This window comes from Sulfitobacter sp. HI0027, from assembly GCF_001634775.1.
Lineage (GTDB): Bacteria > Pseudomonadota > Alphaproteobacteria > Rhodobacterales > Rhodobacteraceae > Sulfitobacter.
Genome location: NZ_LWER01000455.1, coordinates 56,040 through 69,446 on the forward strand (window position 1 = coordinate 56,040; position 13,407 = coordinate 69,446).

The window sequence follows — 13,407 nt, forward strand, 5'->3', positions numbered from 1 at the left end:
CTCAGGGTGCGAAGCAATAGGAACGGGCGACCCCGTGCGCATTGGGCGCAGGGGCGCCAAAAGATGGATGATCTAACATGTCCGAGACCCGAGACGCGGCACTCAGCAGCAAAGCATGGCCATTTGAAGAAGCGCGCCGGGTGCTCAAACGTTACGCCAAGAAACCGCCAGAGAAGGGCTATGTGCTGTTCGAGACGGGCTATGGCCCCTCGGGCTTGCCGCATATCGGGACCTTTGGTGAGGTGCTGCGCACCACGATGATCAAGCGCGCCTTTGAAGAGATCAGCGATATTCCCACCAAGCTGGTGTGCTTCTCGGACGATCTGGATGGCATGCGCAAAGTGCCGGGCAACGTGCCGCAGCAGGACATGCTGAAAGAGCATATGCACAAACCGCTGACCGTGGTGCCGGATCCGTTCGGCACGCATGAGAGCTTTGGCCACCACAACAACGCCATGCTGCGCCGGTTCCTCGATACCTTTGGGTTCGAGTATGAGTTCTATTCCGCGCGCGAGTTCTATCGTTCTGGTCAATTCGATGAGGTGCTGCTGCGCGCCTGCGAGAAATACGATGAGATCATGGCGGTGATGCTGAAGTCGCTGCGCGAGGAGCGTCGTCAGACCTATTCGATCTTTCTGCCGATCCACCCCGAGACGGGCCGCGTGCTTTATGTGCCGATGAAAGAGGTCAACGCCAAGGACGGCACGATCACCTTCGACGACGAGGACGGCACCGAGATGACCCTGCCGGTGACAGGCGGCAATGTGAAGCTGCAATGGAAACCCGATTTCGGCGCGCGTTGGGCCGCTCTGGATGTCGACTTTGAGATGTACGGCAAAGAACACGCGACCAATACCGCGATCTATGACCGCATCTGTGAGATCCTCGGCGGTAAGAAGCCCGAGCATTTCAGCTATGAGCTGTTTCTCGACGAGAACGGGCAGAAGATTTCCAAGTCCTCGGGCAACGGCATCTCGATCGACCAGTGGCTGACCTATGCCAGCACTGAGAGCCTGTCGTATTTCATGTTCCAAAAGCCCAAAACGGCCAAGCGCATGTATTTCGACGTGATCCCCAAGGCGGTGGACGAATACCACCAGCAGCTGCGGGCTTATGAAACACAAGACACCAAGGCGCGGCTGAACAACCCGGTCTGGCACATCCACGGGGGCGATGTGCCGAAGTCGGACATGGTGGTGCCCTTCTCGATGCTGCTGAACCTTGCGAGCGTGTCGAGCGCCGAGGACAAGTCGCAGCTTTGGGGTTTCATCCAGCGCTATGCGCCTGAGGCCACGCCGGAAAACAACCCCGGTATGGATCAGGCGGCGGGCCATGCGGTGCGCTATTTCAATGACTTCGTCAAACCGACCAAAGTGTTCCGCGCGCCGAGCGATCTGGAGCGCGAAGCGCTGGAAGACCTGCGCGAGCGGCTGAAGGTTTGGGACGGTGGTCTGGATGCCGAAGCGCTGCAGAGCATGGTTTTTGCCGTCGGCAAAGAGCGTTTCGACCCGCTGCGCGATTGGTTCACGGCGCTTTACGAAGTGTTGCTGGGCGCCAGCCAAGGGCCGCGATTTGGTGGGTTTATCGCGCTTTACGGCGTGGATGAGACCGTGGCACTGATCGACGCCGCACTAGAAGGCAAGCTGACCAACACGTGAAACTTTTGCCTCTGCCCTTGCGTGACTTAGATCATTCAATATGGGCAAAGGGGGAAAGGCGATGCGTAAAGGGATGTTCACATTTTTCGGAGGGCTGGTGCTGTCGGCCCTCCTGAGCTTTGGCGCTATGGCGCAGCAGGCCGAGATCGAAGAGACGATCAACAGCCAATTCGAGGCCTTTCGCGCGGATGACTTTGCCGCTGCCCTCGAATTCGCCACGCCGAATTTGCAGCGCTTTTTCCAGACCCCCGAGAACTTTCGCAGCATGGTGAGCAACGGGTATCCCATGGTGCAGAACCCTGCCGAGGTACGGTTTCTTGACCGTCGCGCGGATGGGGCGCGCTTTTATCAGGTGGTGCAGGTTGTCGACCCCAAGGGGTTTACCCATTTGCTGGGCTATCTGATGGAGCAGACGGACGCAGGCTGGCGCATCGGAGGGGTGCAGGTCCTCGACGCGCCGGGGGCCAACGTCTGAGCGCTGTTGCGCGATGCCCGCACGGCGGGCCAAGCGGCGATTAACACATCGTTGATACTTCCCTGACCTCGCGGTTCGGCCTGTCCGAGCCAGAGCAGTTGAGCGGCGCGCCCCGGTGGGAGGTGCAGACCGGGGAAAGGAAAAGCGATGAACAAGGCGATTACCGACGGCGTGGTGCTGATGCCGACACCCTTTGCGGCGGGTCTGGATGTCTGGTCAAGCGGCGATGGCACGCCGGGGTCAGACACCTATGAGAACGCGGCCAATGCGGCCTTTGTCCCGGCAGATCAGGATTTCGGCGGGGCGCTGGAATTGCTGAAGACCCAAAGTACCCAACAATTGCGCTACATGGGGCAAACCACGCTGCTGCCGGGGTGTTACCTGCGGGTGACGGCGCGGGTGAAGGCGGTCAGTGGCAATCTGCCAACGGTGCGGATCGCGGGATACCCGGCGCAATCGGGCGGGGGCCGGGTGAGCGGCATGACGGAAGCTGGCCCGGCGGAGACGCTGACGGCCTATGGCGAGGTGGTCGAGGTCAGCGCGATTATCGGCAGCGGCGACCGGGGCGGCGTCGACATGGTTTGGGGCACCGGGGCCGTCTACGGCCATTTTGGGCTGGACCTGACCGGGCCGACCGGTGGCGTGGTTCGGATCGACGATATCGAGATCGAAGATGTCACCTCTGTTTTCCTGCGGGACATGTTGGCTCAGGTTGATGTGCGCGACTTTGGTGCGGTGGGCAATGGGGTGAGCGATGACACCGCCGCCTTTGAGGCCGCCAATGCCGCCGCCGACGGGCGCACGGTCTTGGTGCCTGCGGGGAATTATCTGCTGAACGGGGATATCACCTTTGACACGCCGGTCAAATTTGAGGGCCATGTCACCATGCCGGTGGGGGCCGTTCTGCTGCTGCGCCGCAACTTTGACTTGCCCAGCTATATCGAAGCCTTCGAAAACGAAGAAACCGCTTTTCTCAAAGCGTTTCAGGCGCTTCTAAACAACGCGGATCACGACTCTCTCGACATGGGCGGGCGCAAAGTGAATGTGACCGGACCGCTGGATATGCAGGCGGCGGTGCCGGACAAGACCAGCTATGCCACGCGTCGGGTGATCCGAAATGGCCAGCTTGAGGCGTCGTCGAGCAGCAATTGGGACACGGTGGTGGTGACCTCGCAGGCGCGCTATGCCGCCTCGGATAGCCGCAAGCTGACCAATGTAACCAATATCGCCAATGTGCCCGTCGGCGCGCTGGTCGAAGGCACCGGGGTGGGGCGCGAGATCTATGTGCGCTCCAAAAACGTCGCCACGCAGGAGATCACCCTGAATGCGCCGCTCTACGATGCGGAAGGAACGCAGAATTTCACCTTCCGCAAGTTCCAACACATGGTGGATTTTAGCGGCTTCGCCTCGCTGTCGAAGTTCGTGATGGCCGACATCGAATTCCAGTGCAACAACCGCTGTAGCGCGATCAACCTTGCGCCTGCGGGGCTGATCTTTCACCTGCGCGACTGTTTCGTCAGCCGCCCCAAGGACCGCGGCGTCACGTCGATCGGCGGGGGCTGTCAGGGCATGTTGATCGACCGCTGCCAGTTCCTGTCGGCGGAGGATGCGCTGACGGTGCCGAACCGGACCTCTATCGCGCTCAACACCAACGCCAACGACGTGAAGCTGCGCGACTGCCGCGCCACCAAGTTCCGCCATTTTGCGCTGCTGGCGGGGGGCAACAGCATCGTGACGGGCAATCACTTCTTTCAAGGGGATGAGGTCGACAACGGTGTGCGCTCTGCGGGGCTCATCCTTGCCTCGGCGCATACCAGCGCGGTGGTGACGGGCAATTACGTCGACAACTGCTTTATCGAATGGACGAATGAGCAGGACCCGACCCCCGCCTTCACTTCGGGCTATTCGTTCAGTGCACTCAGCATCAGCGACAATATCTTTCTGTCGGGCGAGGTGGCGCCTTGGTTCAGCTATATCGTGGTGAAACCGCATGGCGCGGGGCATTTCCTGAGCGGGGTGGCGATCACCGGCAACCGTTTCCGCAGCCTGAACGGCAGCATCGACCGGGCGGAGCGGGTGGATACGACCTTTGCCGACCTTGATCTGTCGCGCTGCAAGAACGTGGTGATGAAGGGCAATTCTTTCCATGCGGTGACCACGCAGGTGGAGAATATGGCCGAGATTGAGTTCACGCAGTCCACGCCGTCAGAGACTTGGGTGATCGATACGGCGGGCCATCTGCCTTTCGAGGGGCAGGCGCTGAACAGCGATGCGGTGGTGGCTCATGGTGCGATCCGCAACAGCAACAATGTGGCGCAGTTTGATATGCCTTACGTGACACATGCCGAAGGGCCGGACCGAGATCAGCTTCATGTGGTTTGGCCGACGCCGGTGAAGGGGAAGGTCTCTGTGATGGTGCGGATGGACAACCGCTGATCCCGGCGGCTTGCTGAACCACTGAAGGGCCCTGCCGGAGATCGGCGGGGCCTTTTCTGTCAGAACTCCCGCCAGAGGCTGAGGGTGAGGGCGGTATTTTCGGGCGCGTCGATTGGAATTTCGCTGCCCAATTGCAGGCGGTACTTGCTGAAGCTGGGCGACAGGACGATGGACGGCGCGAATTTGGCGTAGGTTTCGCCACCGGTGTAGGTCAGAAAGACCTGCGCCATTCCGGTGGTCACCGGTGTGAAGTCCAGCCCGGCGGTGCTGTCGATCTTGATGACCTCTTGCGAAAACCCAAACTCCCACCTTGCCGAAGTATCGACGGTCAGCCAGCCGTTTCGCGCGCCCAAGGTGAAGCCGCGGCCCCAAGACAGCCCCGCCCTGAGGTGGGAAGAAATCAGATCCCCCGACCAGCTTGCTCCGGCGCCGATGTCATAGGCCCAACGCCCCATTTCGGTCGGCTCTCCCAAGGGAAACCGCAGGAACACGGTGGCATGGCCGCTTTGTTGGCCAAAGCGGCTTTGGGCGGTGTTCAGGTCGAAGCCGAGGGTCAGGGTCTCGCGCAGCCCGTATTCGATATAGGTGCTTTGGCTAAGGTCGTAGAAGTAGGTCGCCGAGAAGGAGCTTGAGATAAAAGTCGTGCCCTCTTCGCGCAGCCATGGTCCGGCTGGGGCGGCGGCGGGGCTTAGCTGGCAGGCCAGCAGGGTAAGGCAAAAGGCAGATCGCATGGCAGGCTCCTGCGGCGATCTTGGTTAATAGCGGTTAACAAATCGTTGCCTCGGACGGTCGAACGTAAAAACCCGGCACCATGGGCACCGGGTTTCGGGGTCGTCTATGTCAGGGCTGTTACACGTGGGCTTTGTTGCCACGTGGGCCTGCGATCAGCCAGACGATGAAGCCGAGTACAGGCAGGATGATGATGCCCAACACCCAAGCGATTTTGGCAGCGCCCGATGCGTTTGAGGTGATGACCTGATAGATGGCGTAGATGTCGGCGATGAGGACGATGAGCCCTAAAAGTCCATATTCCATTGTATGATCCCTCTCGAATGCGTGTGTTTCTATTGAGTGATCAACCCAAGCGAGGGCCAAATAGTTCCCAAGCCGCGCCGCGCGGAAGTGAGCCGATCTTTGCCAGCCCGCCCGCATGACGGGAACCGGCGCCGCCCGCCTTGGGTATTGTCGTTACAGCAATCATGAAAGGAACAGGCCATGACCGACACGACAGCACCCGCATCGCTGGTTTCTTCGGGCAATGTGAACGGCACCGCCGTTTTCAGCGCGGATGGGACCGAAATCGGCCACATCGACCACCTGATGATCGACAAGAAATCCGGCAAGGTTGCCTATGCCGTGATGGGTTTCGGTGGTTTTCTTGGCATCGGAGAAGAGCATTACCCCGTGCCATGGAACGCGCTGGACTATGATCCGGCCCGCGATGGTTTCAGGACAAACATCGACGAGGCCACGGTCAAAGGTGCGCCGGAACGGACCGAACAGTGGCACAGCGACCGCGCATGGCAAGAGCGCACGTTTGACCACTACGGCGTGCCCTACTACTGGCTTTGATCGGTATTCCCGACTGACAAGGGGGAGGCGGTATCGCCTCCCTTTTTTGTGGGGGCGATATTCAGCGCAGCCCATTGTTTTCGCGGCGCGGATCGGGTCTCATGGCGGGACGGCCGGTTTGGCCGTGACCGGAAAGGGAATTCTCGATGCGCCGATTGATCGCTTTTAGCCTGCTGCTTACCCTCGCGGGGTGCGGCGTGCCATTCGTACCATTCATCTGATGTAGGAGATCCGTTTAATGGAAGCCTTTCTTGATACGCTTGGCGCGGTGGCGCTGATCGCACTTGTGGTCGTCGGGCTTGCCGCCGGGGCGATTGCTGGCGCCGTGGCGGGCCGGAACCGACTTCTGTACCTCATTCTGGGGGTTGTGGGCGCCGTTGCGCTACCCTTTATCCTTGCCGCGCTTGGCGTCACGGTGGTGGCGGCGGGGGGCTTGCTTTTGCTGCTGGTCGTGGCGGCGATTGGCGCGGCACTGGTGCTGGCCTTGGTGGCGGCACTTCGACGGTAGCTTGGCCGCTCTGACATGCTGATCGTGCGTAAGGGCCACCCCAAGGGGCGGCCCTTTTGCGTTACCGTTTGCGGCGTTTGACGTTGCCGCCGCGCATCCCGCCGCGGCCAGAGGTGCTACGCCCCGAGGCTTGTTGGGCCGCATCGACGGCGCGGTCCACCGCCTGCTGCCGGGCCATCGGGTCATCGGCCACGGCCAAATCCACCGCCTCCAGCCGTTTGACCTCATCGCGCAGCCTTGCGGCCTCTTCGAACTCAAGGTTCTCGGCCGCTTTGCGCATGTCGGTGCGCAGCCCGTCGAGCACGGTTTGCAAATTGCCGCCCGCCAACGGGTTGTCGACTTTGGCGGTGACGCGGTTCATGTCCACATCGCCTTTGTAGAGGCCGGCAAGGATGTCTTCGACGTTCTTTTTCACCGTCGCGGGGGTGATGCCGTGCTCTTCGTTATAGGCCATCTGCTTAACGCGGCGGCGCTCAGTCTCGCCCATGGCGCGTTCCATCGAGCCGGTGATGCGGTCGGCATACATGATGACCCGGCCTTCGGCGTTCCGCGCGGCGCGGCCAATGGTCTGGATCAGTGAGGTTTCCGAGCGCAGGAAGCCTTCTTTGTCGGCATCGAGAATGGCCACCAACCCGCATTCGGGAATGTCCAAACCCTCACGCAGAAGGTTGATCCCGATCAGCACATCAAAGGCGCCCAAGCGCAGATCGCGCAGGATTTCGATCCGCTCGATCGTGTCGATATCGCTGTGCATGTAGCGCACGCGGATGCCCTGTTCGTGCATGTATTCAGTGAGGTCTTCGGCCATGCGCTTGGTCAGCACGGTGCAAAGCGTGCGGTAGCCATCGGCGGCGACTTTGCGGACCTCATCCAGCAGATCATCGACCTGCATCTCGACGGGCCGTATCTCGACTTGGGGGTCCAGCAGGCCGGTGGGGCGGATCACCTGTTCAGTAAACACACCGCCGGTCTGCTCAATCTCCCACGCCGCCGGGGTGGCCGAGACAAAGACCGACTGCGGGCGCATGGCGTCCCATTCCTCAAACTTCAGCGGGCGGTTGTCCATGCAGGACGGCAGACGGAAGCCGTGTTCGGCCAGCGTGAATTTGCGCCGATAGTCGCCTTTGTACATGCCACCGATCTGCGGGACCGAAACGTGGCTCTCATCGGCAAAGACGATGGCGCTGTCGGGGATGAATTCGAAGAGGGTGGGGGGCGGCTCACCCGGAGCGCGGCCCGTAAGATAGCGCGAATAGTTCTCGATCCCGTTGCAGACGCCGGTGGCCTCCAGCATCTCAATGTCAAAATTGGTGCGCTGTTCCAGCCGCTGCGCTTCCAGCAGTTTACCATCGGCGACCAGTTGATCGAGCCGGGTGCGCAGTTCTTTTTTGATTCCGATGATGGCTTGGGACATCGTCGGTTTCGGCGTCACATAGTGGCTGTTGGCGTAGACGCGGATCTGGTCGAACGTGTCCGTCTTCTCACCCGTCAGCGGGTCGAACTCGGTGATGCTTTCCAATTCCTCGCCAAAGAAGCTGAGCCGCCATGCGCGGTCATCAAGGTGGGCGGGGAAGATTTCAAGGCTGTCGCCGCGCACACGGAAAGAGCCGCGCTGGAAGGCTGCGTCATTGCGCTTGTACTGCTGCGCCACCAGATCGGCGATCACCTTGCGCTGGTCGTACATGCCGCCCGCTTTCAAGTCTTGCGTCATCGCGCCGTAGGTCTCGACGCTACCGATGCCGTAGATGCAGGAAACCGAGGCCACGATGATCACGTCGTCACGCTCCAACAGCGCGCGGGTGGCAGAGTGGCGCATCCGGTCGATCTGTTCGTTGATCTGGCTTTCCTTCTCAATGAAGGTATCGGACCGCGCGACATAGGCTTCGGGCTGGTAGTAGTCATAGTATGAGACGAAATATTCCACCGCGTTGTCGGGGAAGAAGCCTTTGAATTCGCCGTAAAGCTGCGCCGCCAGCGTCTTGTTGGGCGCAAGGATGATCGCCGGGCGTTGCGTTTCCTCGATCACCTTGGCCATGGTGAAAGTCTTGCCCGTGCCGGTCGCGCCCAGAAGCACCTGATCGCGCTCGCCCGAGTTCACCCCTTCGGTCAATTCCTTGATCGCGGTGGGCTGGTCGCCCGCCGGAGCGAACTCGGTCACCAGCTTGAACTTATGGCCGCCCTCCAGCTTGGGGCGACTGCGCACGTCTGGCGCGGGGTTTGCCAGCATCGGCATCCCCTCGGATTTGTCGGAATGGGCATAGGGCATCGCGGGTATCCTTCGTCAAGCTTCCCATAGGTGCCCTCTTTCACGCGGGGTTCAAGGGGCAGGGGGCCGCGAAGGGCGCTTTTGCCGCTACTTCATCAATCGTTTGCGATTCTGTCGCACCTTGCGGGCAAGGGGCGCGAGCGAGGCGTTCATGACCTGATCGGGGCTTTTGCCCAGCATCATCGCCTGCGTCCCGGCGCTGAAGGCTTTGACCATGGCGGGGCCTTTCTCGGCGACCATGCGGTTATTTTCACCGGGGCGCGCGGGCAGCGCACCGGCCATGGCCAAAAGGCGCAGGGACATCACGATCTGGGTTTCGACTGCCAAGGCGGCAAACTGGCTTTGTAAAGCAAAGAAGGAAAAGGGGGTCATATCGTGCTCTCCAATGAGGTAATCATGATGTAGTCTCTGCACCGCAGCATGGTAGGGTTTATTTGCACGATCCTGCATTCCCTTGCCCCTTGGCACGGAATATTAGATAAAGCCCGAGGTTCCTGAAGCGAGAGTCCCGAAATGCGCGCACGTATCTACCAACCCGCCCGTACAGCGATGTCCTCCGGCACGGCCAAGACCCGTGTTTGGTTGCTTGAGTTTTCGCCCGCGGAAGCGCGCAGCGTTGACCCGCTGATGGGCTGGACCTCGTCCGATGATACGCAGAGCCAAGTGCGCTTGCAGTTCGACACCCGCGAAGCCGCCGAAGAATACGCCCGCGATCACGGCATCGACGCGCAGGTGCAACTGCCCAACAAGCGCAAGCCCAACATCCGCGCCGGTGGCTATGGCGAGAATTTCGCGACCGGGCGGCGTGGGGCGTGGACCCACTGAGGGTGTAAATCGGGATAGAGTTGTCTCGTAATCGGGGCAAAATTACCGCGAACCTCCACCATTGTCCAAGATGCTGTGTGGCTTTAGCAATTTGTACCTACATGTAGCGGTTCGTGACTGGGCTCGCTTCACGTCGTTGATGGTTGTATGACCTGTTCGAGCTGCGGCTATTTTGAATGATGCCTCCCGCGCTATGAGTTACTGTCAGTTACCGCATACCTTTTCCAGAAATCACAACATAGGTTTTCCATGGGTTGCTTTTCAGGCGGATCGAAGGAAATAAAAAGAATGGCGCAGGTTCATCCTGCGCCACTATTTTATGATAGCAATATCGGATGTTTACCTCAGAATGCGATCTATCGCTTCCCGCAAATAGACGTTCCCGAAAGCACCACGCTTGCCAACAAAGGGCTTGATGCCCGCATCTCGTAACCGTCTAACCAATGCCTGCCACGATGCACCATGGGTCTGTGACAGCAGCTTGGGCGTCGTATAGCCTTCTTCGAAGGCGACGGCGTCTTCGGCGGTGAAGTAGGCCTGATCTACCTTAGTGATCGGGTTCTTGACGATCGTTATCTGAACATGCCCCTCGTCGATCATGCGTTTGAGGATCGAGAGCTGCCCGATGCCAACGGCCTTCGCGAAGTTTTCGATGCTCTGTGCGTCGACAGGGTCGGGGAGGAGCACTACCGCGACCTCGTCGTGATAGACGTGAACCGCTGCGTATCCTTCCCATTCCATGTGGTTGCCCACTCGAGTGATCCGATCGTCGCGGATGGCTTCGATGATCTCGACAGGACGGATCTTAAGTCGCTGGGCCTCTTTGGAAAGATGCTCCCAGCCATGTTGTGCTTGCCGGGTCTCTCTTGTGATGTTGTGTTGCTCAATAGCATTGTCGGCTGGCATCCTAATGTTCTGGCCCAGATATGCCATCTGCCTCGACTTGCAAGACAGTTCGTCCAGCCGATAGGTCAGAGTGCCGCTGGATTCTCGAGGATGGGGCCAACGCCCCTTCCGTGAATTTCGGCCCAAAGCGGATGCTCGGTCCGGTTCCGAAATACTGCAGCTGCGGCGAACAAAGCCGCCATTCGTAGCAATAGTAAATCTTGTGTCGTCTTCCATGGGATCTGTAACTTAGCCTGCGACCTCCCAACTGGAGCTTTCGCGAGTGCAATGGATAATCGCCAACGACTTAGCGTAGAATATCAAAGTCTGATCAGCCCCCTTAAGTCACCCGCGCCCAGCCCCCCTTTCGAACCAAGGCCCGTGCGGACCTATAACGGCCAATCTTAGCTTGTCATTTTGGTCCGTTTCCTTTCGGCCCCCGCGGGCTAAGTCATCATGAAGGTGTAGCTCAAGGTCACAGCAGCCCATTATGCTTTCAGCGCGAGAAAAGAGAGACACAGATGACAGTTCGAAAATCCCCTCAAGAACCCTCAAAACGAGAGACTATCGCCGAGCAGACCAGTGCTGCCGCAACCGAAATCATCGGCAAAGAAACCAGCCAACGATTGGAAAAGACTGCTCGGCTGCGTGCAGCCCGGCTGTCGCAAGAGCAGGCTGGGCTTTCCAAGACTTCAAAGACAGCCTGACGATGTCCGCGCCATCTAATTTCAACAATATAAGCTGGAAGTCAGTTGGCGATACATCCTATTGGTCGCCACCATGGTAAGAAAAACTTTGCCGTTGCGGAATTTAATCCCCTGCTGTGCTTCAAAGGCGCCCACTAATCTGGCTGACTTTGGGTTGGCGACGCGCTAAGGTTCGATATCGGCTCGAGCCTAACTTAGGTCAGTAGAGGTAGCACTTGTTAGAACAGCACGACTTCCGGGCCGACATCGACGCTGTCGGTCGCAGCAACGCAATTATTACCCTTTTAGAAACCGTTGCGTTGGCTACTGGGATGGGATTTGCAGCGGTCGCACGCGTTACTGAATCTCGGTGGGTAACTTGTCGTGCTATCGATCACATTTCATTCGGACTGATGCCGGGGGACGAGTTGGATGTCGAAAGCACACTTTGCCACGAAGTGCGGCAATACAACCAAGAGATCGTTATCGACGATGTCTACGCCGATGAAACCTATGTCGACCACCACTGTCCTGCTCGCTATGGATTTCGTGGCTATATCTCTGTCCCAATCTATCTCCAGGACGGCTTCTTCTTCGGCACTCTGTGTGCCATCGATCCGCAGCCTCGTAAGCTGAAGAATGACCGCGTGCTGTCGATGTTCAGACTTTTTGCGCAAATTATCGGGGAGATTCTGGATGCCGACGAGGAACTGACCGCCAGCCGAGAGGCCGTGGCGCAAGAACAAGAGCTGGCCCGTATTCAAGAGCGTTTTATCGCCATCCTGGCTCATGATCTGCGCAATCCCGTCAATGCGCTCAAAGCTGGCCTTCGCCTGATAGCGCGGCAAAATTTCGATGATAAGACGATTGAGCTGGTCAACCTGATGCGTGGCTCAGTCAATCGGATGGAGCATCTGATTGAAAACCTTCTCGATCAGGCCCGCCGTCGCCAAGGCGAGGGCATCGTAATTGAGAAAACCTTGAGCTCAACCCTGAAGCCAGCGCTGCACCAGATCGTCGCAGAACTTCAAGCAGCGGCACCGGACCAGAAGATCGTAACCAACATTGATCTCCTTGAACCAATCGCTTGTGACGTGCCTCGTATATCTCAAATGTTTTCGAACCTTCTGGCGAATGCGGTGACCCACGGGGCTTCGGGTGCGCCCATCCAGGTGGAGTCCACCGCGACAACAGGGAACTTTTCGCTCTCGGTCACCAATTCGGGAAAGAAGATTTCTGATGACATGTTGCCCAGTCTTTTCCTACCCTTCGAGCGCCGCAAAGACCGCCCGAACCGAGAAGGGTTGGGACTGGGACTTTTTATCGCCTCCGAAATCGCGAAAGGGCACGGGGGCACCCTGGACGTGTCATCAGACGACAACCGCACTGTCTTTACCTTCCAGATGCCCATCCGGGAAGCGACAACAACGTGAGGAGCTGGAGTGTTGGTTGGGGCTAATCATCGACACGCCACGGATGCTCTAAGCGTCAGTTTTCAAGGGCAGCTCAATTCAAGCTCCCATCAACAGTCCCGGTAGCCTGCCGAAACGCTCCCGGCCCCAAGCTGATGGGGTGGATGGCTCCTGCTTCAACCGGCGTCGCAATGCGCCATAGTGCAGTTGTCAAAATCTGCTTATGAGAGGAGCCACCCCATGCAAGTTACCACAATCGGCGTTGATCTGGCCAAGAACGTTTTCCAGGTCCATGGGATCACCGCGAGCGAAGAAGTCGTGTTCAACAAGCCGCTGCGACGAGCGCAATTTCTGCCGTTCTTTGCAAAACTGGATCCGTGCCTGATTGGCATGGAGTCGTGCAGCAGTGCGCATCATTGGGCCCGTGAACTGACAGCTCTTGGTCACGAGGTTCGGCTGATTCCGCCGATGTATGTGAAGCCATATGTCAAACGCGGTAAGTCTGATGCCATTGACGCCGAAGCAATTTGCGAGGCAGTGACCCGACCCACCATGCGGTTTGTTGCGACCAAAACAGTCGAGCAGCAATCCCTGTTGTCGCTACATCGGGCGCGTGACCTTTTGGTGCTCCAAAGAACGCAACTCATCAACAATCTGCGTGGTCTGGTCGCGGAGTTCGGCATC

Annotated in this window: 14 protein-coding genes; 9 read left to right on the top strand and 5 right to left on the bottom strand. The window is 58.9% G+C overall.

Features of this window, described 5'->3' with window-relative positions:
• Window positions 1-77 precede the first annotated feature (77 nt).
• From A3722_RS22415 to A3722_RS22425, 3 genes are all read left to right on the top strand, one after another.
• A complete protein-coding gene (locus A3722_RS22415) occupies window positions 78-1,658 on the top strand; it encodes a lysine--tRNA ligase (protein ID WP_067622018.1) in 1,581 nt (526 codons plus the stop codon).
• A gap of 61 nt (window positions 1,659-1,719) precedes the next feature.
• Window positions 1,720-2,133, top strand: a complete 414-nt coding sequence (locus A3722_RS22420; RefSeq protein WP_082849592.1) for a DUF4864 domain-containing protein — start codon at window positions 1,720-1,722, stop codon at window positions 2,131-2,133.
• A 147-nt stretch (window positions 2,134-2,280) separates the two neighbouring features.
• Window positions 2,281-4,569: a glycosyl hydrolase family 28-related protein gene (locus tag A3722_RS22425; protein ID WP_067622021.1), complete on the top strand. Its 2,289-nt coding sequence runs from the start codon at window positions 2,281-2,283 to the stop codon at window positions 4,567-4,569.
• 59 nt (window positions 4,570-4,628) lie between these two features.
• Here A3722_RS22425 and A3722_RS22430 read toward each other — a convergent pair whose 3' ends face one another.
• Together A3722_RS22430 and A3722_RS22435 are read right to left on the bottom strand one after the other, a co-directional pair.
• Window positions 4,629-5,300 carry a hypothetical protein gene (locus A3722_RS22430; RefSeq protein WP_067622025.1) on the bottom strand — a complete coding sequence of 224 codons (672 nt, stop codon included), beginning with the start codon at window positions 5,298-5,300 and terminating at the stop codon, window positions 4,629-4,631.
• A 118-nt stretch (window positions 5,301-5,418) separates the two neighbouring features.
• On the bottom strand, window positions 5,419-5,604 hold the full coding sequence (locus A3722_RS22435) for a PLDc N-terminal domain-containing protein (RefSeq protein WP_067622028.1): 186 nt from the start codon (window positions 5,602-5,604) through the stop codon (window positions 5,419-5,421).
• A 180-nt stretch (window positions 5,605-5,784) separates the two neighbouring features.
• On the opposite strand from A3722_RS22435, the gene A3722_RS22440 reads away from it, so the two are divergent.
• Together A3722_RS22440 and A3722_RS22445 are read left to right on the top strand one after the other, a co-directional pair.
• On the top strand, window positions 5,785-6,141 hold the full coding sequence (locus tag A3722_RS22440; protein ID WP_067622031.1) for a PRC-barrel domain-containing protein: 357 nt from the start codon (window positions 5,785-5,787) through the stop codon (window positions 6,139-6,141).
• Window positions 6,142-6,379: 238 nt separating this feature from the next.
• Entirely contained in the window at window positions 6,380-6,649 is a 270-nt protein-coding gene (locus A3722_RS22445; RefSeq protein WP_067622034.1) for a hypothetical protein, read from the top strand.
• A 61-nt stretch (window positions 6,650-6,710) separates the two neighbouring features.
• Here the strand turns inward: A3722_RS22445 and uvrB are convergent, their stop codons facing one another.
• The gene (gene uvrB, locus A3722_RS22450) at window positions 6,711-8,915 is read right to left on the bottom strand and encodes an excinuclease ABC subunit UvrB (protein ID WP_067622037.1); all 2,205 of its coding nucleotides are present in this window, start codon (window positions 8,913-8,915) and stop codon (window positions 6,711-6,713) included.
• A gap of 87 nt (window positions 8,916-9,002) precedes the next feature.
• On the bottom strand, window positions 9,003-9,365 hold the full coding sequence (locus A3722_RS22455; RefSeq protein ID WP_236627512.1) for an antifreeze protein: 363 nt from the start codon (window positions 9,363-9,365) through the stop codon (window positions 9,003-9,005).
• Between the two features lie 63 nt (window positions 9,366-9,428).
• On the opposite strand from A3722_RS22455, the gene A3722_RS22460 reads away from it, so the two are divergent.
• Entirely contained in the window at window positions 9,429-9,740 is a 312-nt protein-coding gene (locus A3722_RS22460; protein ID WP_067622040.1) for an ETC complex I subunit, read from the top strand.
• Window positions 9,741-10,079: 339 nt separating this feature from the next.
• Here the strand turns inward: A3722_RS22460 and A3722_RS25050 are convergent, their stop codons facing one another.
• Window positions 10,080-10,673 carry a hypothetical protein gene (locus tag A3722_RS25050; protein ID WP_082849593.1) on the bottom strand — a complete coding sequence of 198 codons (594 nt, stop codon included), beginning with the start codon at window positions 10,671-10,673 and terminating at the stop codon, window positions 10,080-10,082.
• A gap of 473 nt (window positions 10,674-11,146) precedes the next feature.
• On the opposite strand from A3722_RS25050, the gene A3722_RS24180 reads away from it, so the two are divergent.
• The 3 genes from A3722_RS24180 to A3722_RS22475 form a co-directional block, all read left to right on the top strand.
• Window positions 11,147-11,332 (top strand): hypothetical protein, encoded by a 186-nt coding sequence (locus tag A3722_RS24180; RefSeq protein WP_150119947.1) that lies wholly within the window; start codon window positions 11,147-11,149, stop codon window positions 11,330-11,332.
• Between the two features lie 215 nt (window positions 11,333-11,547).
• Window positions 11,548-12,744 (top strand): GAF domain-containing sensor histidine kinase, encoded by a 1,197-nt coding sequence (locus A3722_RS22470; protein ID WP_067622043.1) that lies wholly within the window; start codon window positions 11,548-11,550, stop codon window positions 12,742-12,744.
• Window positions 12,745-12,963: 219 nt separating this feature from the next.
• Window positions 12,964-13,407, top strand: a 444-nt coding sequence (locus A3722_RS22475; RefSeq protein ID WP_150120581.1) for an IS110 family transposase, incomplete at its 3' end; no start/stop codon positions are given.

Excerpts from the sequence above, each read along its gene's own strand:
- A3722_RS22415 (WP_067622018.1), top strand. The coding sequence starts at position 78 with ATGTCCGAGACCCGAGACGCGGCACTCAGCAGCAAAGCATGGCCATTT.
- A3722_RS22420 (WP_082849592.1), top strand. The coding sequence starts at position 1,720 with ATGCGTAAAGGGATGTTCACATTTTTCGGAGGGCTGGTGCTGTCGGCC.
- A3722_RS22425 (WP_067622021.1), top strand. The coding sequence starts at position 2,281 with ATGAACAAGGCGATTACCGACGGCGTGGTGCTGATGCCGACACCCTTT.
- A3722_RS22430 (WP_067622025.1), bottom strand. The coding sequence starts at position 5,300 with ATGCGATCTGCCTTTTGCCTTACCCTGCTGGCCTGCCAGCTAAGCCCC.
- A3722_RS22435 (WP_067622028.1), bottom strand. The coding sequence starts at position 5,604 with ATGGAATATGGACTTTTAGGGCTCATCGTCCTCATCGCCGACATCTAC.
- A3722_RS22440 (WP_067622031.1), top strand. The coding sequence starts at position 5,785 with ATGACCGACACGACAGCACCCGCATCGCTGGTTTCTTCGGGCAATGTG.
- A3722_RS22445 (WP_067622034.1), top strand. The coding sequence starts at position 6,380 with ATGGAAGCCTTTCTTGATACGCTTGGCGCGGTGGCGCTGATCGCACTT.
- uvrB (WP_067622037.1), bottom strand. The coding sequence starts at position 8,915 with ATGCCCTATGCCCATTCCGACAAATCCGAGGGGATGCCGATGCTGGCA.
- A3722_RS22455 (WP_236627512.1), bottom strand. The coding sequence starts at position 9,365 with ATGCAGGATCGTGCAAATAAACCCTACCATGCTGCGGTGCAGAGACTA.
- A3722_RS22460 (WP_067622040.1), top strand. The coding sequence starts at position 9,429 with ATGCGCGCACGTATCTACCAACCCGCCCGTACAGCGATGTCCTCCGGC.
- A3722_RS25050 (WP_082849593.1), bottom strand. The coding sequence starts at position 10,673 with ATGGCATATCTGGGCCAGAACATTAGGATGCCAGCCGACAATGCTATT.
- A3722_RS24180 (WP_150119947.1), top strand. The coding sequence starts at position 11,147 with ATGACAGTTCGAAAATCCCCTCAAGAACCCTCAAAACGAGAGACTATC.